Raw genomic sequence first — 21,065 nt, 5'->3', positions numbered from 1 at the left:
CCTAGAGGTGGGGGAACCGAGGGGGGACCGTGGAGCGGCGGGCAGAGGACGACCCCGTGACCGCCGCTCCACGGGCAGGCACCCGGATCGGGCCCTGTCAGCCGAAGACGGCGAGGCTCTTGGCCTTGCCCTTGTGCTGCTCCACGAGCGCCAGGAAGCGGCCCTCGGCGTCGAAGACGGCGACGGGACCCGAGCCCGCGTACTCGTCGGGCATGTCGAGGCGGACCCCGTTGCCGAGCAGCCGGGCCCGCCTGGCGTCGATGTCCCAGCGCGGGAAGGCGGCCGCGGCGGCCTCCGCGATCGGCATGACGGTCAGCTCCTGCTGGAGCTGGTCCAGCGTCTTCGCCGAGTCCAGCTTGTACGGCCCGACGCGGGTGCGGCGCAGCGCGGTGAGGTGGCCGCCGACGCCGAGGTCGGCGCCGAGGTCCCGGGCGAGGGCCCTGATGTACGTACCGGAGGAGCAGACCACCGACACGACCAGGTCGAGGACGGCGGTGCCGTCGTCGGCGACGGCGTCCCGGACGTCGTACACGGTGAAGGAGGAGACGGTGACGGGCCGGGCCGGGATCTCGAACTCCTCGCCCTCCCTCGCCCGCTTGTAGGACCGCACCCCGTCGATCTTGATGGCGCTGACCTTGGACGGCACCTGCATGATGTCGCCGCTCAGCTTGGCGATCCCGGCGTCGACGGCGTCCCGGGTGACCTTCGAGGCGTCGGTGGACGCCGTGATCTCGCCCTCGGCATCGTCGGTGAGGGTGGTCTGGCCCAGGCGGATCGTGCCCAGGTACTCCTTCTCGGTCAGGGCCAGATGACCGAGCAGCTTGGTCGCCTTCTCGACGCCGAGGACGAGGACGCCCGTCGCCATCGGGTCGAGCGTGCCGGCATGGCCGACGCGGCGGGTGCGCGCGATGCCGCGCATCTTGGCGACGACGTCGTGCGAGGTGAAGCCCGACGGCTTGTCGACGATGACAAGCCCGTCGGGCGTCTGGTTCTTCTGGGTCATTCGGCGGCGTCGTCCTCGTCCTCGCCCGGCTTCTTGTACGGGTCCGCCTCACCGGCGTAGGCCGCACCTGCCGAGACCTCACGCACCTTCGCGTCGGACTGGCGGGCCTTGTCGAGGAGGTCCTCGATGGTCCGCGCGTTGTCCGGCAGGGCGTCGGCCACGAAGGCCAGCGTCGGCGTGAACTTCACACCGGCCGCGGCACCGACGGCCGAGCGGAGCACGCCCTTGGCGCTCTCCAGGCCGGCCGCCGCGGCGGCCCGCTCCTCTTCGTCCCCGTACACCGTGTAGAAGACGGTCGCCTCCCGCAGGTCACCCGTGACCCGGGTGTCCGTGATGGTGACGTGCGAGCCGAGCCGCGGGTCCTTGATCCCGCGCTGCAGCTTCTGGGCCACCACCTCCCGGATGAGGTCCGCCAGCCTTTTCGCCCGCGCGTTGTCGGCCACTGGTCCGTCTCCTTCATACGTCTCTTGCTGCTTGCTTCTACTCTTCGTCGCTGTGGAGTCTGCGTCGAACCGAGAGCAGTTCCACCTCCGGCCGCCCGGCGACCAGCCGCTCACAGCGGTCCAGTACGTCGGTGAGGTGGCCCGTGTCCCCGGAGACCACCGCGAGCCCTATCTCGGCCCTGCGGTGGAGGTTCTGATTGCCCGTCTCCGCCGCACTCACCGCATACTTGCGCTGGAGTTCGGCCACGATCGGACGGACGATGGAGCGCTTCTCCTTCAGCGAGTGGACGTCGCCGAGGAGCAGGTCGAAGGACAGAGTCCCCACATACATGTGTGTATCCGGATGTCCCGCCGGTTCGGGGTATGGGCGCCACGCGACGCCGATACGGGAACCGTACACGCAACGGCCGGGGCCGATCGACGGAAATTCTGCTCCCGCCGATCGGCCCCGATCGCGTGCTGCACAGGTCAGACGCGCGGCTTCTCGCGCATCTCGTACGTCGCGATGACGTCGTCGACCTTGATGTCGTTGAAGTTGCCGAGGTTGATACCGCCCTCGAACCCTTCGCGGATCTCGGTGACGTCGTCCTTGAAGCGACGCAGACCCTCGATGTTGAGGTTCTCCGCGATGACCTTGCCGTCGCGGACGAGGCGCGCCTTGGTGTTGCGCTTGACCTCGCCGGAGCGGATGAGGACACCCGCGATGTTACCCAGCTTGGACGACTTGAAGACCTCGCGGATCTCCGCCGTACCGAGCTCGACCTCTTCGTACTCCGGCTTGAGCATGCCCTTGAGGGCCGCCTCGATCTCCTCGATCGCCTGGTAGATGACCGAGTAGTACCGGACGTCCACGCCCTCGCGCTCGGCCATCTGCTGCGCACGCCCGGCGGCGCGCACATTGAAGCCGATCACGATGGCGTCGGAGCCCATCGCCAGGTCGATGTCGGACTCCGTGACCGCACCGACGCCGCGGTGCAGGACGCGGATGTCGACCTCTTCGCCGACGTCCAGCTGGAGCAGGGAGGACTCGAGAGCCTCGACGGAACCAGAAGCGTCACCCTTGATGATGAGGTTGAGCTGCTGGACCTCGCCGGCCTTGAGCACCTTGTCCAGGTCCTCGAGCGAGACGCGGCGCGTGCGCTTGGCGAACGCGGCGTTGCGCTCACGGGCGGCGCGCTTCTCGGCGATCTGACGGGCCGTACGGTCCTCGTCGACCACCAGGAAGTTGTCGCCCGCACCCGGGACGTTGGTCAGACCCAGGACCTGAACCGGCGTGGAGGGGCCGGCCTCGGCGACGTTGTTGCCGTTGTCGTCGAGCATGGCGCGGACGCGACCGTAGGCGTCGCCCACGACCATCGTGTCGCCGACCCGCAGGGTGCCTCGCTGAACGAGGACCGTCGCCACGGCACCACGGCCGCGGTCGAGACGGGACTCGATCGAGATGCCCTGCGCGTCCTGGTTCGGGTTGGCCCGCAGGTCGAGCGAGGCGTCCGCGGTGAGGACCACGGCCTCCAGCAGGGAGTCGATGTGCAGACCCTGCTTGGCGGAGATGTCGACGAACATGGTCTCGCCGCCGTACTCCTCGGCCACCAGCCCGTACTCGGTGAGCTGACCGCGCACCTTGGTCGGGTCGGCGCCCTCGACGTCGATCTTGTTGACCGCGACGACGATCGGGACGTCGGCCGCCTTGGCGTGGTTGAGCGCCTCGACCGTCTGCGGCATGACGCCGTCGTTGGCCGCGACGACCAGGATCGCGATGTCCGTCGACCGGGCACCACGGGCACGCATGGCGGTGAACGCCTCGTGACCCGGGGTGTCGATGAAGGTGATCGCGCGGTCCTCGTCGTTGACCTGGGTCGAGACCTGGTAGGCACCGATGTGCTGGGTGATGCCGCCGGCCTCGCCCGCGATGACGTTCGTCTTGCGGATGGCGTCGAGGAGTCGGGTCTTACCGTGGTCGACGTGACCCATGACGGTGACGACCGGCGGGCGGACCACCAGGTCCTCCTCGTCGCCCTCGTCCTCGCCGAACTCGATGTCGAAGGACTCGAGAAGCTCGCGGTCCTCCTCCTCGGGGCTGACGATCTGAACCGTGTAGTTCATCTCGCCGGCCAGGAGCTCCAGCGTCTCGTCGGAGACGGACTGGGTCGCGGTGACCATCTCGCCGAGGTTCATCATGACCGCGACGAGCGACGCCGGGTTGGCGTTGATCTTCTCCGCGAAGTCGGTGAGCGACGCACCGCGCGACAGGCGAATGGACTCGCCGTTGCCGCGAGGCAGCATCACACCGCCGACCGACGGGGCCTGCATGGCCTCGTACTCCTGGCGCCTCTGCCGCTTCGACTTGCGGCCACGACGCGCGGGACCACCGGGACGACCGAAGGCGCCCTGCGTGCCACCACGGCCACCGGGACCACCGGGACGGCCGCCGAAGCCGGGACGGCCACCGCCGCCACCGCCGGGACCACCCGGACGGCCGGCGAAACCGCCGCCACCGCCACCGGGACCACCGGGACGACCGGCGAAGCCGCCACCGCCACCGCCGCCGGGACGACCGGCGAAGCCGCCGCCGCCACCCGGACGACCGCCGCCGCCACCGGGACCGCGACCGCCGCCACCGGGACCACGACCGCCGGGACCGCCGCCACCGGGGCGGGGACCGGCAGCGGGACGCTGCGGCATCATGCCGGGGTTCGGACGGGGGCCGCCGCCGGGACGGGGACCGCCGCCCTGCGGGCGGGGCATGCCGCCCGGGGTGGGACGGGCGCCGCCCGGAGCCTGCGGACGGGGACCGCCCGAGGCGCCCTGGGGACGGGGACCGCCCTGGCCCTGCGGACGCGGGGCGCCGCCGGGACGCTCACCGGGGCCACCAGGGCCGCCGGGGCGCGGGGCACCGCCGGGACGGGGCGCCTGCGGGCGCGCCATGCCGGTGGAGCCACCGGAGGTGAAGGGGTTGTTGCCCGGACGGGGACCGGCCGGACGGGCACCGGGACGCGCGGCGCCGCCACCCGGACGCTGAGCGCCGGGACGGTCACCGCGCTCACCACGGCCCTGGCCACCCTGGCCACCGGGACGCGGAGCGCCGGGACGCGGGGCCTGGCCGGCCGGACGCGGGGCGCCCGGACGCGGGCCGGAGCCCTGGCCCTGAGAGGCGGCCGGGGCGGCGGGAGCCGCCGGCGGTGCCGTGAACTCGGGCGCGGTCGGAGCCGGGGACGCCGGGGCGGGCCGCGGCGCGGGCTTCGGGCCCGGGGTGGGACGGGGGCCGGGAGCGGCCGGCGCGGCCGGCGCCGCGGGCTTCTCGGCGGCCGGCTTGGGGGCCGCGGGGCGCGGCGGAGCCGGACGGGCTCCCTGCGCCGGGGAGGGGGCTGCCGGCCTGGACGGGGCAGCCTTGCGGGCGGGGGCGGACTTGCCGCCTCCGCTGCCCTGCTGGAGGGCGTCCGTGAGTTTACGGACGACGGGCGCTTCGATGGTCGAAGACGCCGAACGGACGAATTCACCGAGTTCTTGGAGCTTGGCCATGACGACCTTGCTCTCAACCCCGAACTCCTTGGCGAGTTCGTATACCCGGACCTTAGCCACTTCGCTCCTTTTAGGTCCGGGTTGCGTCCGGACCGTCGCTACTTCATGGGCGTACTCATCGCGTGCTCATCGAGTGCTCATCGCAATCTCGACCTACTTCCAACTCGCGGGGTACCAGGGCCGCGCGGGGGTTCCGCGCGACGCTTCTTACGGTGTTGCCTGCTCAGCAACTGTTCTCTGCTCGACGTACCGGCGCAACGCCTTTGTGTCGAGCGCTCCCGGGGCGCGCAACGCCCGCGTGAACGCCCGTCGGCGCACCGCCTGGTCGAGACAGACCAGGGCGGGGTGTACATACGCACCCCGGCCGGGCAGCGTACCGCTTGGATCAGGGACGCACTCGTCCTTGATCGCCACGATCCGCAGCAGATCAGCCTTGGCCGCTCGCTCCCGGCACCCCACACAGGTACGTTCAGGGCAGGCGCGGGCGCGTGTCCGGCCAGACACCTTTAAGTCTACCTCCCCGTACCGACCTCACCCCTTTGGGGGAGGATTCGAACAGTTGCCGCTCGGTAACCTGACGTGATCTGAGCGCCCGGCGGTCTGGATCTATTCCCCGGCCTGCTCGGTGTCGGGGCGGATGTCGATCCGCCAGCCGGTGAGCCGGGCGGCAAGCCGGGCATTCTGCCCTTCCTTGCCGATCGCCAGTGACAGCTGGTAATCGGGCACGGTCACGCGCGCGGAGCGGGCCGCCATGTCCACGACCTCCACCTTGGAGACCCGGGCCGGCGAGAGCGCGTTCGCCACCATCTCGGCCGGGTCGTCCGACCAGTCGACGATGTCGATCTTCTCGCCGTTCAGCTCGCCCATGACATTGCGCACCCGGCCGCCCATGGGGCCGATGCAGGCGCCCTTGGCGTTGAGACCGGAGCGGGTGGACCGTACGGCGATCTTCGTGCGGTGCCCGGCCTCGCGGGCGATGGCGGCGATCTCCACCGAACCGTCAGCGATCTCCGGCACCTCCAGGGCGAAGAGCTTCTTCACCAGATTGGGGTGCGTACGGGAGAGGGTCACGGACGGGCCGCGCACGCCCTTCGCCACTCGTACGACGTACGACCGCAGCCGCATCCCGTGCGGATACGTCTCGCCCGGGACCTGCTCCTGCACCGGCAGGATGGCCTCCAGCTTGCCGATGTCCACGAGCACGTTCTTCGGGTCGCGGCCCTGCTGCACGACACCGGTGACGATGTCGCCCTCGCGGCCCGCGTACTCGCCGAGCGTCGCGTCGTCCTCGGCGTCACGCAGGCGCTGCAGGATGACCTGCTTGGCGGTGGTGGCGGCGATCCGGCCGAAGCCGGACGGGGTGTCGTCGAACTCGCGGGCCTCCTGGCCCTCCTCCAGATCCTCGGGATCCTCCTTCGCCCACACGGTCACATGGCCGGTCTCCCGGTTCAGCTCCACGCGCGCGTGGCGGCGGCTTCCCTCGGTGCGGTGGTAGGCGATGAGGAGGGCCGACTCGATCGCCTCGACCAGCAGATCGAAGGAGATCTCCTTCTCCCGAACCAAGCCCCGCAGGGCACTCATGTCGATGTCCACGGCTACGCCTCCTCTTCCTTCTCGTCCTTGCTGTCCTTACGGCTGAACTCGACCTGCACGCGCGCCTTGACGATGTCGGGGAAGGCGAGTCTGCGACTGGTGGGCTTTCTGCCCTTGACGCCGGGCACTTCGAGGTCGAGGCCCTCGTCGTCGGCGTTCAGGATCCGGGCCGTCAGTTCCCCGCCCTCGGCCAGCTGGAACTTGACCAGCCGGTCGACGGCGCGCACATAGTGCCGGTGCTCCGTGAGGGCGCGCTCCGCGCCCGGGGTGCCGACTTCGAGGGTGTACTCCCCCGCGCCCATCGCGTCGGTCTCGTCGAGCTTCGCCGAGAGCGCTCGGCTCACATCGGCGATCCGGTCCAGGTCCGCCCCGGTGTCGGAGTCGACGACGACGCGCAGCACACGCTTGCGTCCGACGGAGTCCACTGCGATCTCTTCGAGATCGAGGCCCTGTGAGCTGACGAGCGGTTCCAGAAGTTCTCGCAGCCTCTCGCTCTGGGTGGTGCTCATCCGGGTGACTCCTCGGCCGCGTGTGCTGTTGTGGGATGGGTCGCGTGTCTGGTCAAAGGGTATCGGGTCGCGGGGAGTGTTGCCGTCCACCTGCGCGTGAGCGGTGCCGGTGAGTGGTACGGGCCGGGTGCGCGGGTACGGTGATCACGGGTCTGCGATCCGTCGATCCCACACCCGCCTTCCGCAAGTGTTTTCGTACCTCCCTCCGCACCACGTTCCGCAACTCCTTCCGCAACTGCTTTCGTACGAGCCCCCGAGGACGTCTGCCGTGCCGTTCCCCTCGCCGCCGCGCACCCCCTCGGGGCCGCGCAGAAGAACCCTGCTCGCCTCGGCCGCCGGGGCCGCCCTGCTGGTGGGCTGCACCGCCAGCTCAGAAGACTCCGACGGCGGCACGAGCGGCAGCCCGTCGCTCGCCGAGCGGGCACGCGCGCGTGCGGCCCGGGACAGCGAGGGGCTGGTGGAGCGGTACGACGCCGTACTCGCCGCCCATCCGGTGCTGGCGGATCTGGTCGGGCCGTTGCGGTCGGAGGCGGCACGGCACGCGGAGGCGTTCGGTGGCGGGGCTGCCTCTCGTACGGCGTCTGCGGCACCGAGCGCCGGCCAGGCGTCGCCCACACCTGCCCCGGGGAGCGAGGGGGATGCCCTCGCCGAGCTCGCCGCCGCCGAGCGGGCGCTCGCGGACCGGCGGGCCAAGGCGCTGCTCGACCTGCCCGGTGAACTGGCACGGCTGCTGGCCTCCGTGGCGGCGGCCGGGGCCGTACACGCGTATCTGCTGACGGAGGGGGCCAAATGAGCGGCGAGTCGAAGAAGGCGACGGTGGCGGCGCTTCAGGCGGCGCTGTCCGCCGAGCACGCGGCGGTGTACGGATACGGCGTGGTCGGGGGCCGGATCGAGGAGGCACGGCGTTCGGAGGCCCGCGCGGGGTACGAAGCACACCGGGCGCGGCGGGACGCGCTGGCGCGTGAGGTGCGCGACCTGGGCGCGAAGCCGGTCGCCGCGAGCGCCGGGTACGCGCTGCCGTTCCCGGTGCCGGACTCCGCCGCGGCCGTGCTGCTCGCCGCCGAGTTGGAGGACCGGGTGGCCGGGGTGTACTCCGACCTGGTGCGGGCAGCCGAGGGTGAGCTGCGGGCCACGGCCGCCGAGGCGCTGCGGGAGGCCGCGGTGCGGGCGGTGCGCTGGCGGGGCGGGAGCGTAGCCTTCCCTGGGCTCGCCGAGCGTGCGGGCACGACGTCCGCCTCGCCGATGCCCTCGGCCTGATCCGCGTCTGAAGGGAATTACTCGCGCATGGCTTTCGAACCGCCGCAGCGTCTGGTCAGGGCGCTCGGTGAGACGGCACCGGACGGTGACGACTGGTTGGAGAAGCTGCCGGAGGCGGCCCACCAGGCCGTCGCGCTACGCGAGTTGACCGTGGAGCGGGTGCAGGTGCCGGGCGGGCGCAGCAGCCTGGTCATGCTGGTGCGGCGCGCCGACGGGACCCCCGCCGTGCTGAAGCTGGCGCCGCCCCGGGCCCGCCCCGAGAGCGAACGGGCGGCGCTGGCGCACTGGGCCGGAACGGGCGCCGTACAGCTCCTCTCCGAGCCGCCCGTCGAGGGTGTGCTCCTTCTCGAACGGCTTCACCCGGATGTGTCGGTGCGGTCGTTGCCGGAGGCGAAGGCGCTGTTGGAGGCGGCGGGGACGCTGCGGCGGCTGTGGGTGGAGCCGCCGGACGAGCATCCCTTCGAGACGGTCGCCGCGCGGACGGAGCGGCAAGCCACGGCAATGCGGGCATCCGGCTTCACCGAGGTGGCCGCGCTGGTCGAGGCCGCGCTCGCCGCCCGTGAGGAGCTGCTGGCCGCGCCACCTGAGCGGCGGTTGCTGCATGGCACGTTCCGGCAGAGCAAGGTGCTGGCCGGGGAGCGGATGCCGTGGCTTGCGGTGGGGCCGGATCCGGTCGTGGGTGAGTGCGCCTTCGATCTGGCGCGGCTGGTGCGGGACCGGGTGGAGGATCTCATCGCCTCGCCGTCGGGGGCGGCGACGACTCGGCGCCGGGTGAAGCGGCTGGCGGAGTCGTTGGATGTGGATCAGGAGCGGTTGCGGGGGTGGACGTTGTTCCGGGCCGTCGAATCCGGGGTGCGGGCGCTTCGGGTGGGGCGGCCGAAGGATGCGGAGCTGTTGTTGGAATTCGCCGGGTGGCTTTAGGGGCGCCTGGTCGATGGGGTGCCTAGGGCTGTTGGGCGACTGCGGGATCGTTGTGGCTGGTCGCGCCCACGCGGCGGAGCCGCACATCGATACAGCCCCGCGCCCCTAAAGGGGCGCTTCACACCGCGTTGGCTTGAAAGTGCGCGCCGGGCAGGCTCACGCCGCCCGGCGCACCTCGCCTTCTACGCCGTCAGGCGGGCGATCGCCTCGTCCACCGTCAGTTCCTCGCGCTCGCCGGTCCTGCGGTCCTTGAGCTCTACGACGCCCTCGGCCGCGCGGCGCCCGGCCACCAGGATCTGCGGTACGCCGATCAGCTCCGAGTCGGTGAACTTGACGCCCGGCGAGACGCCGGCGCGGTCGTCGCACAGGACGCGCAGGCCGGCGGCGGACAGCTTCTCGGAGACGTCGAGGGCGAGTTCGGTCTGCAGGGCCTTGCCCGCGGCGACCACGTGGACGTCGGCCGGGGCGATCTCGGCCGGCCAGCACAGGCCCTTGTCGTCGGCGGTCTGCTCGGCGAGGGCGGCGACGGCGCGGGAGACGCCGATGCCGTAGGAGCCCATGGTGACGCGGACCGGCTTGCCGTTCTGGCCGAGGACGTCCAGCTTCAGCGCGTCCGCGTACTTGCGGCCGAGCTGGAAGATGTGGCCGATCTCGATGGCGCGGTCGAGCTTGAGGCCGGTGCCGCACTTCGGGCAGGGGTCGCCCTCCTGGACGACGACGACGTCGACGTACGCGTCGGCCTCGAAGTCACGGCCCGCGACGACGTTCTTGGCGTGCGTGCCCTCCTTGTTGGCGCCGGTGATCCAGGCCGTGCCGGGGGCCACGCGCGGGTCGGCGATGTACTTGACCTTCTCGCCCAGCCCCTGCGGGCCGACGTAACCGCGGACCAGGTCCGGGCGGCCCGCGAAGTCCGCCTCGGTGACCATCTCCACGACCGCCGGGGCGAAGTGCGCCTCGACCTTGTCCATGTCGACCTCGCGGTCACCGGGGACACCGACGGCGACGATCTCGCCGTCGACCTTCACGAGGAGGTTCTTCAGGGTGTCGGAGGCCTGGACGCCGAGGTGGGCGGCGAGGGTCTCGATGGTGGGGGTGTCCGGGGTCGGGATCTCTTCGAGGGCGGGCACCTCGGTGGCGTCCACCGGCTTCAACTCGTACGTGATCGCTTCGGTGTTGGCCGCGAAGTCGCAGTTGGGACAGTCCGCGAAGGTGTCCTCGCCCGCCTCCGCCGGTGCCAGGAACTCCTCCGACTTCGAGCCGCCCATCGCGCCGGCCGTGGCGGCGCAGATGCGGTAGTCGAGGCCGAGGCGCGCGAAGATCCGCTGGTAGGCCTGGCGGTGCAGGGCGTAGGACTGGGCGAGGCCCTCGTCCTCGGTGTCGAAGGAGTAGGAGTCCTTCATCAGGAACTCACGGCCGCGCAGGATGCCGGCCCGCGGGCGGGCCTCGTCACGGTACTTGTGCTGGATCTGGTAGAGGATGACCGGCAGGTCCTTGTAGGAGGACGCCTGGTCCTTCACCAGCTGGGTGAAGATCTCCTCGTGGGTCGGGCCGAGCAGGTAGTCGCCGCCCCTGCGGTCCTTGAGGCGGAACAGCTCCTGGCCGTACTCGTCCCAGCGGCCCGTCGCGTCGTACGGCTCACGCGGCAGCAGCGCGGGGAGCAGCACCTCCTGGGCGCCGATCGCGTCCATCTCCTCACGGACGACGCGCTCCACATTGGCGAGGACCCGCTTGCCGAGGGGCAGCCAGGACCAGATACCGGCCGCCGTGCGGCGGACGTACCCGGCGCGGACGAGCAGCTTGTGGCTGAGGACCTCGGCGTCAGCCGGGTCGTCGCGCAGCGTCTTCGCCATCAACTGGGACATGCGCTGGACCGGTGCTTTCGCCATGGTTCTTCTGCTCCTGCTGGATGTCGGTTATGGCAGGAGGTTAGCCGGGGGGTGCGGGGCGGTGGAAATCGGTTAACGGCGGCGCAGCGGCAAGGGGGCGCCCATCACGGCGTACGGCTTCGGGGCGCTGGGGAAGAGGACCTGGCGGGCGAGGTCCTGGTAGCCGAGGGAGCGGTACAGGCCGCGGGCCGGGCTTTCGACGTCGATCGCCGAGAGGATCGAGCGGGGTTCGAGGGCGCTGTCGGTGATCGTGGTGATCAGGGAGCGGCCCACGCCGCGGTTCTGGTAGCCGGGGTGGACGTGGAGCTCGGTGATGACGAAGGAGCCGTCGAGCCAGTCGTCGTGGCCCTGGGCCCGGAGGTAGGGCTCCACGACGGTGGACCACCAGTGGCCGCGGTCGTTGGGCATGCCGTAGATGAATCCGACGAGGAGGCCCGCGGCGGTGGCGCCGAGGGCGCGGGCGCCGGGGTAGGTCATGTGGCGCAGGACGATCTGCCGGCGTACGGCGACCTCGTCGGGGCCCAGTCCGAAGGCCACCGCCTGGACGGCCAGCGCCTCGTCGACGTGGGCCGAGAGGTCCAGGGGGCCGATCACGATGTCGTCGGGGTGGCGGCGGTGTGCGTGACCGGGAAGGCGCATGTGGGGAGCGTACAGGGACTGCCGGTAGTCGTTCGGGTGCGGGTTGTTCGTGGCTGATCGCGCAGATCCGCAGGTCCCTCGGAGGGCGAGGTGATCAGAACAGGACGCTCATGAAGGCGCCGACCTCCTGGAAGCCCACCCTCGTGTACGCCCGCCTCGCCGCCGTGTTGAAGTCGTTGACGTAGAGGCTGACGACCGGGGCGATGTCCGCCAGGGCGTAGCGCAGTACTGCCGCCATTCCGGGGGCCGCGAAGCCCCGGCCGCGGTATTCGGGGGCCACCCAGACGCCCTGGATCTGGCAGGCGCGGTCCGTCGCCGCGCCGATCTCCGCCTTGAAGACGACCTTGCCGTCGTGGTCGAGGCGGGCGAAGGAGCGGCCGGAGCCGACGAGTTCGGCGACCCGGGCCTGGTAGAGCAGGCCGCCGTCGCCCGCGAGGGGCGATACGCCGACCTCCTCGGTGAACATCGCCACGCACGCCGGCATGATCGTCTCCATCTCGTCCTTGCGGATGCGGCGGACGTACGGATCCGGGGCGATGTCGGCGGGCATGTGGTCGGTGACCATGAGCGGCTGATGGGAGCGGACCTCGCGGGCCGGGCCCCAGTTGGGCTCCAGCAGCCGCCACAGCTGGGCGGTGGCGTCGGCGGGGCCGACGATGGAGGAGCAGCGACGGCCCGCGCGCCGGGCGCGGTCGGCGAAGGCGCGGATCGCTCGGGGGGTGGCGCAGATCGGGACGAGGTTGGCGCCCGCGTAGCACAGGGACGTCAGCATGCCGTCCTCGTACCAGCCCCACATCTCGCCGCCGAGGCGCCAGGGGTCGAGGCCGGCGATCTGGACGCGGGACGTCACGAAGGCGTTCGCGACCGGCTCGCGGTCGAGGACGGCGAGCGCGGCGTCCAGGTCACTCGGTTCGAGGACCCGTGAGGTGGTCTGGGTCAACACGGTGCGGGGGCCTCACGCTGGGGTTCTGCTGGTCCCCGCACTGTACCTGCGGTTGCTGAGCGGTGCCGCCCCGGTGAAGTTGCCGCCAGTTTTAAGGTGACCGTCGGCTGCCGTACCGTCCCTGGGGGCTGCCACCCCCAGACCCCCGCATCGGCCTGAACGGCCTCGTCCTCAAACGCCGGACGGGCTGAAAAACACGGACCGGCGTCCAAACCGCACCGCGCCGTCAGCCCGCCACCGAGACCGAAGGCTCCCCGCCCTCGACCCCGTCCGCCTCCATCTGCTCGGCGATCTTCATCGCCTCTTCGATCAGCGTCTCCACGATCTTGGACTCGGGGACCGTCTTGATGACCTCGCCCTTGACGAAGATCTGGCCCTTGCCGTTGCCGGAGGCGACGCCGAGGTCGGCCTCGCGGGCCTCGCCGGGGCCGTTGACGACGCAGCCCATGACGGCGACGCGCAGCGGGACCTCCATGCCGGTCAGGCCCGCCGTGACCTCCTCGGCCAGCTTGTAGACGTCGACCTGGGCGCGGCCGCAGGACGGGCAGGAGACGATCTCCAGGCCGCGCTGCCTGAGGTTCAGGGACTCCAGGATCTGGTTGCCGACCTTGACCTCCTCGACCGGCGGGGCCGAGAGGGAGACGCGGATCGTGTCGCCGATGCCCTGGCTCAGCAGCGCTCCGAAGGCCACCGCCGACTTGATCGTGCCCTGGAAGGCGGGACCGGCCTCCGTCACGCCCAGGTGGAGCGGGTAGTCGCAGCTCTCGGCCAGCAGCTGATACGCCCTGACCATCACGACCGGGTCGTTGTGCTTCACCGAGATCTTGATGTCCCGGAAGTCGTGCTCCTCGAAGAGGGAGGCTTCCCAGAGCGCGCTCTCGACCAGCGCCTCGGGCGTCGCCTTGCCGTACTTCTGGAGCAGGCGCCGGTCCAGCGAACCGGCGTTGACACCGATGCGGATCGGGGTGCCGTGGTCCTTGGCGGCCCGCGCGATCTCCTTGACCTTGTCGTCGAACTGCTTGATGTTGCCGGGGTTGACCCGCACCGCGGCGCAGCCGGCCTCGATGGCCGCGAAGACGTACTTGGGCTGGAAGTGGATGTCCGCGATCACCGGGATCTGGGACTTGCGGGCGATCGTGGCCAGGGCGTCCGCGTCGTCCTGTGTGGGGCACGCCACGCGCACGATCTGGCAGCCGGACGCCGTGAGCTCGGCGATCTGCTGGAGGGTCGCGCCGATGTCGGACGTACGCGTCGTCGTCATCGACTGCACCGAGACCGGGGCGTCACCGCCCACTGCCACCGAGCCGACGTGGATCTGCCGCGACACCCGGCGCTCGGCGAGCTTGGTCGGTACGGACGGCATGCCGAGAGAAATCGCAGTCATCTGCTGTGCAACCCCAAGTCGTGGATCAAGGTCCGGTCCCGTCAGCAGCGGGCTCCAGGCTTCGAGATTACGGCACCGTTCCTCACCCCAGCACTCCCCCACCTCGAACCCACTCGGCGGGGGGACCCCCATGGCCCGTAAACCCACTCAATGGAAGGCGGCCCGGGACAGATGATCCCGGGCCGCCTCGAACTCCATGTGACTAGGAGATTCTGACCGGGTTAACGACGTCCGCGACCAGCACCAGCAGCGTGAAGCAGATGAAGATCCCGGCGACCACGTACGCCACCGGCATCAGCTTCGCCACATCGAACGGGCCAGGGTCCGGCCGGCGCAGCACCTTCGCCACGTTGCGGCGCAGCGCCTCCCACAGGGCGCCCGCGATATGGCCGCCGTCGAGCGGCAGCAGCGGGAGCATGTTGAAGAGGAACAGGGAGAGGTTGAAGCCGGCCAGGAGGAACACGAACGTCGCCAGTTGCTGTGACGCCGGGATGTCCAGGGTCGCGATCTCGCCGCTCACCCTCGCCGCGCCGACGATGCCCATCGGGGAGTCCTGCTCGCGCGGGCCGTCGCCGAAGGCCGCGTCCCACAGGGCGGGGATCTTGGCGGGCAGGGCGATGAGGGAGTCGACGGCGTCGCCGACCCGGTCGGTCATCCAGACCATCGAGTCGCCGAAGTCCTGTTTGACCACGCCGGTGGCCGAGCTGAAGCCGAGGAAGCCGGCCCGGACGTAGTCGTCCTGGACATACCCCCCGCTGGCGTCCTTCTTCAGGACCCAGTTGGTGGCGATCTTCGCCTCCAGGGTCACCTGCTCGCCCTTGCGGTCGACGACGATCGGCACTTCCTTGCCGGCGCTGTCGCGGATCAGGTCGGAGAGGGTGTTCCAGTCGTCGGTCCTGACCCCGGCGAAGGAGACGATCTTGTCGCCGGCCTTCATGCCCGCGGCCTCGGCCGGGGACTTGGGGTCGGACGCCTTGCACTCGTCACGCTTCTCGGTCTGGGCGATGACGCACTGGGAGACCGAGCTCACGGTGGTGGTCTGCTGCTGGATGCCGAAGCCCATCAGCACGGTGAGAAACAGGCCGAAGGCGAGGACCAGGTTCATGAACGGGCCCGCGAACATCACGATGACCCGCTTCCACGGCTTGCGCGTGTAGAAGAGGCGGGACTCGTCGCCGGGCTTGAGCTCCTCGAAGGCGGCCGAGCGGGCGTCCTCGATCATGCCGCGCCACGGCGACGTCGAGCGGGCCTCCAGGCGGCCGTCGGCGCCCGGCGGGAACATGCCGATCATGCGGATGTAGCCGCCGAACGGGATCGCCTTGACGCCGTACTCGGTGTCGCCCTTCTTCCGCGACCAGATGGTCGGCCCGAAGCCGACCATGTACTGCGGCACACGGATGCCGAACAGCTTGGCCGTGGACAGATGGCCCAGCTCGTGCCAGGCGATCGAGGCGAGCAGCCCGACCGCGAACAGCACTATGCCGAGGATGAACATCAGGGTCGTCATGCACGGGCCTCCGCCGTGTGTGCCGCCAGTTCCCGGGCCCGGCTGCGGGCCCAGCTCTCCGCTTCGAGGACGTCCGCGACGGTGAGCGAAGTTCCCGTGTCCGGGGTGCCGTGCTCCTCCACCACCCGGGTCACGGTCTCGATGATCCCGTTGAACGGCAGCGCGCCGGCCCGGAAGGCCTCGACGCACTCCTCGTTCGCCGCATTGAACACCGCGGGCGCCGTGCCCGCGAGCTGCCCGACGTGCCGCGCCAGGCCGACCGAGGGGAACGCCTCGTTGTCCAGGGGGAAGAACTCCCAGGTCGAGGCCTTGCTCCAGTCGAAGGTGGGCGCTGCGTCGGGGATGCGCTCGGGCCAGCCGAGGCCGATGGCGATCGGCCCGCGCATATCGGGGGGCGTCGCCTGGGCGATCGTGGATCCGTCGGTGAACTCAACCATCGAGTGAACATACGACTGGGGATGCACGACGACCTCAATGCGGTCGAAGGAAATGTCGTAGAGCAGGTGCGCCTCGATGACCTCCAGGCCCTTGTTGACGAGGGTCGCGGAGTTGATCGTGATCACCGGGCCCATGGCCCAGGTGGGGTGCGCGAGGGCGTCCTCGACGGTCACCCGGGCCAGGTCGGCCTTCGTACGGCCGCGGAAGGGGCCGCCGGAGGCGGTGACGACGAGCTTCCGTACGTCCGCCCTGGTCCCGGACGCGAGCGCCTGGAACAGGGCGGCGTGCTCGGAGTCGACCGGGATGATCTGCCCGGGTTTGGCGAGCGCCTTGACCAGCGGGCCGCCGACGATCAGGGACTCCTTGTTGGCGAGCGCCAGGGTGCGGCCCGCCTCCAGGGCGGCGAGGGTCGGCGCGAGGCCGATGGAGCCGGTGATGCCGTTGAGGACGGTGTGGCAGTCGGAGGCGGCGACCTGGGTGGCCGCGTCCGGTCCGGCGAGGATCTCGGGGAGCGGCTCCCCCGTGCCGTACTGGGCCTGGAGTGCTTCGCGCAGCGCCGGTACGACGTCCTCGCGGGCGACCGCGACGGTCCGCGCCTTCAGCCGGTACGCCTGCTCGGCGAGAAGGGCGACCCGGCCGCCGTTGGCGGACAGCGCGGTGGCCCGGAACCGGTCGGGGTTGCGCAGCACGAGGTCGATGGCCTGGGTGCCGATGGAGCCGGTCGAGCCGAGGATCACCACGTCCTTGGGGCCGTCGCCCGCTACGGGGTCGTAGACGAGGTGGGGGTCGGCGAGGGGGGCTGGGCTGTCGCTCATCCCCCCATTGTGGCCGTAAGGACTGACGGGGAGGACAGGGCGTCCCCATCCGGTGGGTAACAGGATGGTGAGGGGTCGCCGCAGGCGGGCAGTGGCCCCTCACGCATCGCTCACCTGATCGGACGGTGCACGTTCTCCCGCTCGCTCGGGCCCGGTGTCGCGTCCGCGATCCACACCCCGCCGTCGTCGGACGGGTCGACGATGCCCGACTCCAGCCACTCGTAGGTGCCCGACATCACGCCCTTGGCCACCTTGCGGTCGAGGTCGTCGGTGTTGGACCAGAGGCGGCCGAAGAGTTCCTCGACGCGCAGTCGGGACTGGCGGCAGAAGGCGTCGGCGAGCTGGTAGGCCTCGCGGCCGTGGTCGCCGTGTGCGCGCAGGTGCTCGGCGCGTACGCAGGCCGCGCTCATGGCGAAGAGCTCGGCGCCGATGTCGACGACCCGGCCGAGGAAGCCCTGCTTGGTCTCCATGCGGCCCTGCCAGCGGGACATGCCGTAGAAGGTGGAGCGGGCGAGCTTGCGGGAGGTGCGTTCGACGTAGCGGAGATGCGGGGAGAGGTCGATGCCGTGCTTGAACTCGCCGTACGAGTACGGCAGTTGCCCTTGCCCCGCGACCAGTTTGGGCAGCCACTTGGCGTAGAAGGCGCCGGCGTTCGCGCCCGCCTTCGCCTTGTCCTGGAGGGACTTGTCGGGGTCGATGAGGTCGCCGGCGACCGAGAGGTGGGCGTCGACGGCCTCGCGGGCGATCAGCAGGTGCATGATCTCCGTCGAGCCCTCGAAGATGCGGTTGATGCGCAGGTCGCGCAGGACCTGTTCGGCGGGGACGCCGCGCTCGCCGCGGGCCCGGAGCGAGTCGGCCGTCTCGAAACCGCGGCCGCCGCGGATCTGGACGAGTTCGTCGGCGATCGTCCAGGCCATCTCGGAGGCGTACAGCTTGGCGAGGGCGCCTTCGATGCGGATGTCGTTGCGGTCCTCGTCGGCCATCTGGGAGGCGAGGTCGGTGACGGCCTCCAGGGCGAAGGTGGTGGCCGCGATGAAGGAGATCTTGGAGCCGACGGCCTCGTGCTGGGCGAGCGGCTTGCCCCACTGCTCACGCGCCGCCGACCATTCGCGGGCGATCTTCAGGCACCACTTGCCGGCCGCGACACAGGAGGCGGGGAGGGACAGACGTCCGGTGTTGAGCGTGGTCAGGGCGATCTTCAGGCCCGCGCCCTCCGGGCCGATGCGGTTCGCCGCCGGGACCCTGACCTGGTGGAAGCGGGTGACGCCGTTCTCGATGCCGCGCAGACCCATGAAGGAGTTGCGGTTCTCGACGGTGATGCCGGGCGAGTTCGTCTCCACGACGAAGGCGGTGATGCCGCCCTTGTGGCCCTCTGACTTCGGCACCCGTGCCATGACGACGAGGAGGTCGGCGACCACGCCGTTGGTCGTCCAGAGCTTGACCCCGTCGAGGACGTAGTCGTCGCCGTCGGGCACGGCGGAGGTGGCGAGGCGGGCCGGGTCGGAGCCGACGTCGGGTTCGGTGAGGAGGAAGGCGCTGATGTCGGTGCGGGCGCAGCGCGGCAGGAAGGCGTCCTTCTGCTCCTGGGTGCCGAACAACTTCAGCGGCTGCGGTACGCCGATCGACTGATGGGCGGAGAGCAGGACGCCGATCGCCGGGCTGGCCGAGCCGGCCAGGGTGAGGGCCTTGTTGTAGTAGACCTGGGTGAGGCCGAGGCCGCCGTACTTGGTGTCGATCTTCATGCCGAAGGCGCCGAGTTCCTTGAGGCCGTCGATCACGGCGTCGGGGATGCGGGCCTCGCGCTCGATGAGGGCGCCGTCGACCTTCGTCTCGATGAAGTCGCGCAGCTTGGCGAGGAACTCCTCGCCGCGCTGGGTGGCCTCGTCGGTGGGCATCGGGTGGGGGTGGATGAGGTCGAGGCGGAAGCGGCCGAGGAACAGTTCCTTGGCGAAGCTGGGCTTGCGCCAGTCCTGCTGCCGGGCCTCCTCCGCCACTTGGCGGGCCTCACGCTCAGTGACAGTGGGCTTCGTGGGTGCTGCGGACATGAGGCTCACCTCGCCGCGAATCGGGATCATGGACCGTTTCGGCTACCGGCGACCGTTTGGTTACCGACGGGTGCTACCCGATCGTATGTACCCGATTACGGGCGACCCCACCACCCCGCACGCAGCCGTTCAGCCGATCTCGACCGAGTACGCCTTGGTGTCCAGTCGGCCCGTGCCCTTGAAGACCTCGGTGCCGGACTCGATGCCGGAGACGTATTTGTCGTTGCTCAGCAGGCCCCGCCGAACGAGTGCCTGGGTGAAGTCGTCGAGGTCGAGCGTGGCCTTGGTGGTGTTGGCACGGCGGACGAAGGAGTGGACCTTCCAGCCGATGTCGCCCTCGTAGATGTCCCACATCGCGCCGCCGAGGCTGACGCTGCCGTACTTGGTGCCCAGCGGTCCTGCGCCGCCCTGCCGGTTGAGCCAGATCATGATCTCGTCGGTGGGCTGGTCCTGCCAGTCCGCGGTGTTCTTGGTGTGCAGCCAGAGGTCGTAGGCGACGTTCATGGTGCCCGGGTCGGAGCTGACCGAGAAGTCCCAGGTGGTCCGGACCGGCCTGCGGTCGCCTACGCGGATCGGCAGCCCTGTTGTCGCCTTGTCGACCTTCCAGCCCCAGTGCCAGCCGAGGACGGTCGAGGCGTACGACTTCACGTCCTCGCCCTTGCCCGTGGCGCTGTTGGCCAGGCTGTAGCCGGTGCCCCAGGAGATCGTCGAGCCCGAGCGGGAGTTGTCCCAGACGCACTGGGTGCCGGTGTACTTGCCCTCGTTCCACAGGTTGTTGTTGACGTAGTACTTGCCGAGCGTGATCGTGTCGAACGCCGCGCACTTCTTGCTCGACTCGTCCGCCTGGGCGACGGTGACACCGGCGGCGGCCGCGAGGGCGACCGCGGCGGAGGTGAGGGTCTTCGCCTTCTTGGAGAGGCGGGGGCGGCGGTGCCGCATGGGGGACGGTCCTTCCGGGGGCGGATCGTTCACGGCCTTCAGTCGCCGCCGGCCCGGCGGAGGTTGCCGCTCCCACCGTCGCGTGAGAAAAACTGTCGAAGCGCTTCGATAACCTATGGACACCCACGCGCGCCAGAGTTAGTGTCGAACCACCCTCACACCCGCCCATGTTCGCACCGCGCATTGTCGAAGCGCTTCACATAGCTTGGAGAGCGGATGGTCACCCTTGCCGAGGTCGCCCAGCACGCCGGAGTCTCGGCGAGCACGGTGAGCTATGTCCTCAGCGGCAAGCGGTCGATCTCCACCACCACCCGGCAGCGGGTCGAGCAGAGCATCCGCGAGCTCGGCTACCACCCGAACGCGGGCGCGCGCGCCCTGGCCAGCAGCAGGTCGAACATCATCGCGCTGATGATCCCGCTTCGCACCGACATGTATGTGCCGGTGATGATGGAGATAGCCATCGCGGTGGCCACCACGGCCCGGACCCACGGATACGACGTGCTGCTGCTGACGGGTGAGGAGGGGCCGGACGCCGTCCGGCGCGTCACCGGCAGCGGGCTGGCCGACGCGATGATCCTGATGGACGTCGAGCTGGACGACGAGCGGCTGCCGCTGCTGCGCGACTCCCAGCAGCCGTCCGTGCTGATCGGGCTGCCCGCCGAGACCGCCGGGCTGACCTGTGTCGACCTCGACTTCAAGGCGACCGGGGCGCTGTGTGTGGAGCATCTGGCGACGCTGGGGCACCGCGACATCGCTGTCATAGGAGAGGCCCCCGCCGTCTATGAGCGGCACACCGGGTTCGCGGAGCGCACGCTCGACGGACTCCGGCTGCGTTCCCAGGAGTTGGGGATCCGGCTGCTGCACCGGCCGTGCGAGGGCGGGTACGACGCGATGGCCGTCACTCTCGCCCGCATCCTCGACGAACGCCCGGGCACCACGGGGTTCGTCGTGCAGAACGAGTCGGCGGTGGAGCCCCTGCTCGCCCTGCTGCGCCAGCAGGGCCGTGCCGTGCCCGAGGACGTGTCGGTGCTCGCCATCTGCCCCGACCAGGTCGCCACCCAGGCCTCGGTGCGGCTGACGTCGGTCTCCATCCCCGCGCAGGAGATGGGCCGGCATGCCGTGGAGCAGCTCGTCGCCAAGCTGGACGGCCGTGGCAGCGACGAAGTCGTCCTGATCGCCCCTGAGTTGACGGTCCGGGCGAGCACGGGCCCGGCCTCGTCCTGA

At 70.5% G+C, this 21,065-nt stretch carries 19 protein-coding genes; 4 read left to right on the top strand and 15 right to left on the bottom strand.

The genetic code is table 11. The features are described 5' to 3' along the window. Positions 1-97: 97 nt before the first annotated feature. The 7 genes from truB to rimP form a co-directional block, all read right to left on the bottom strand. Positions 98-1,003: a tRNA pseudouridine(55) synthase TruB gene (truB, locus tag IE325_RS29260; protein WP_190073087.1), complete on the bottom strand. Its 906-nt coding sequence runs from the start codon at positions 1,001-1,003 to the stop codon at positions 98-100. After that, the gene (rbfA, locus tag IE325_RS29255) at positions 1,000-1,446 is read right to left on the bottom strand and encodes a 30S ribosome-binding factor RbfA (RefSeq protein ID WP_190073086.1); all 447 of its coding nucleotides are present in this window, start codon (positions 1,444-1,446) and stop codon (positions 1,000-1,002) included. The genes truB and rbfA overlap by 4 nt, the downstream gene beginning before the upstream one ends. Before the next feature lie 37 nt (positions 1,447-1,483). Beyond that, a complete protein-coding gene (locus IE325_RS29250; protein WP_190073085.1) occupies positions 1,484-1,777 on the bottom strand; it encodes a DUF503 domain-containing protein in 294 nt (97 codons plus the stop codon). Between the two features lie 137 nt (positions 1,778-1,914). Beyond that, on the bottom strand, positions 1,915-5,025 hold the full coding sequence (gene infB / locus IE325_RS29245; RefSeq protein WP_190073084.1) for a translation initiation factor IF-2: 3,111 nt from the start codon (positions 5,023-5,025) through the stop codon (positions 1,915-1,917). Between the two features lie 147 nt (positions 5,026-5,172). Then, complete coding sequence (locus IE325_RS29240; protein WP_190073083.1) at positions 5,173-5,469, bottom strand: YlxR family protein; 297 nt, start codon at positions 5,467-5,469, stop codon at positions 5,173-5,175. Positions 5,470-5,571: 102 nt separating this feature from the next. Further along, positions 5,572-6,558, bottom strand: coding sequence for a transcription termination factor NusA (gene nusA, locus IE325_RS29235; protein ID WP_030958814.1), 987 nt, complete (start codon positions 6,556-6,558; stop codon positions 5,572-5,574). A gap of 2 nt (positions 6,559-6,560) precedes the next feature. Beyond that, the gene (gene rimP / locus IE325_RS29230) at positions 6,561-7,067 is read right to left on the bottom strand and encodes a ribosome maturation factor RimP (RefSeq protein ID WP_190073082.1); all 507 of its coding nucleotides are present in this window, start codon (positions 7,065-7,067) and stop codon (positions 6,561-6,563) included. A gap of 268 nt (positions 7,068-7,335) precedes the next feature. Between rimP and IE325_RS29225 the strand changes: the two genes are divergently transcribed. From IE325_RS29225 to IE325_RS29215, 3 genes are read left to right on the top strand one after another with little or no spacing between them, the layout of a single operon-like run. After that, positions 7,336-7,860, top strand: coding sequence for a hypothetical protein (locus IE325_RS29225; RefSeq protein WP_190073081.1), 525 nt, complete (start codon positions 7,336-7,338; stop codon positions 7,858-7,860). Next, positions 7,857-8,324 (top strand): ferritin-like domain-containing protein, encoded by a 468-nt coding sequence (locus tag IE325_RS29220; protein ID WP_190073080.1) that lies wholly within the window; start codon positions 7,857-7,859, stop codon positions 8,322-8,324. Before IE325_RS29225 ends, IE325_RS29220 begins: the two co-directional genes overlap by 4 nt. 27 nt (positions 8,325-8,351) lie before the next feature. Next, positions 8,352-9,245 (top strand): aminoglycoside phosphotransferase family protein, encoded by an 894-nt coding sequence (locus IE325_RS29215; protein ID WP_190073079.1) that lies wholly within the window; start codon positions 8,352-8,354, stop codon positions 9,243-9,245. 182 nt (positions 9,246-9,427) lie between these two features. Here IE325_RS29215 and IE325_RS29210 read toward each other — a convergent pair whose 3' ends face one another. The 8 genes from IE325_RS29210 to IE325_RS29175 all read right to left on the bottom strand — a co-directional run bounded on the left by IE325_RS29210 (position 9,428) and on the right by IE325_RS29175 (position 19,841). After that, on the bottom strand, positions 9,428-11,131 hold the full coding sequence (locus tag IE325_RS29210; protein WP_190073078.1) for a proline--tRNA ligase: 1,704 nt from the start codon (positions 11,129-11,131) through the stop codon (positions 9,428-9,430). Positions 11,132-11,203: 72 nt separating this feature from the next. Next, a complete protein-coding gene (locus tag IE325_RS29205) occupies positions 11,204-11,770 on the bottom strand; it encodes a GNAT family N-acetyltransferase (RefSeq protein ID WP_190073077.1) in 567 nt (188 codons plus the stop codon). Positions 11,771-11,864: 94 nt separating this feature from the next. Beyond that, positions 11,865-12,713, bottom strand: coding sequence for a GNAT family N-acetyltransferase (locus IE325_RS29200; protein ID WP_190073076.1), 849 nt, complete (start codon positions 12,711-12,713; stop codon positions 11,865-11,867). 226 nt (positions 12,714-12,939) lie between these two features. Continuing rightward, positions 12,940-14,097, bottom strand: coding sequence for a flavodoxin-dependent (E)-4-hydroxy-3-methylbut-2-enyl-diphosphate synthase (gene ispG / locus IE325_RS29195; protein WP_190073075.1), 1,158 nt, complete (start codon positions 14,095-14,097; stop codon positions 12,940-12,942). Between the two features lie 202 nt (positions 14,098-14,299). Next, on the bottom strand, positions 14,300-15,604 hold the full coding sequence (locus IE325_RS29190; RefSeq protein WP_506005359.1) for a M50 family metallopeptidase: 1,305 nt from the start codon (positions 15,602-15,604) through the stop codon (positions 14,300-14,302). Then, entirely contained in the window at positions 15,601-16,857 is a 1,257-nt protein-coding gene (gene dxr / locus IE325_RS29185; RefSeq protein ID WP_190073074.1) for a 1-deoxy-D-xylulose-5-phosphate reductoisomerase, read from the bottom strand. The genes IE325_RS29190 and dxr overlap by 4 nt, the downstream gene beginning before the upstream one ends. Positions 16,858-16,967: 110 nt before the next feature. Then, on the bottom strand, positions 16,968-18,902 hold the full coding sequence (locus IE325_RS29180; protein WP_190073073.1) for an acyl-CoA dehydrogenase family protein: 1,935 nt from the start codon (positions 18,900-18,902) through the stop codon (positions 16,968-16,970). Between the two features lie 129 nt (positions 18,903-19,031). Beyond that, positions 19,032-19,841, bottom strand: a complete 810-nt coding sequence (locus IE325_RS29175; RefSeq protein WP_190073072.1) for a GH12 family glycosyl hydrolase domain-containing protein — start codon at positions 19,839-19,841, stop codon at positions 19,032-19,034. Between the two features lie 216 nt (positions 19,842-20,057). On the opposite strand from IE325_RS29175, the gene IE325_RS29170 reads away from it, so the two are divergent. Further along, the gene (locus tag IE325_RS29170; protein WP_190073071.1) at positions 20,058-21,065 is read left to right on the top strand and encodes a LacI family DNA-binding transcriptional regulator; all 1,008 of its coding nucleotides are present in this window, start codon (positions 20,058-20,060) and stop codon (positions 21,063-21,065) included.

It is taken from the genome of Streptomyces lanatus (assembly GCF_014655715.1).
GTDB lineage: Bacteria > Actinomycetota > Actinomycetes > Streptomycetales > Streptomycetaceae > Streptomyces > Streptomyces lanatus.
Note: the sequence above shows the minus strand (reverse complement) of the source record. Positions and strands in the feature narration are given on the sequence as shown.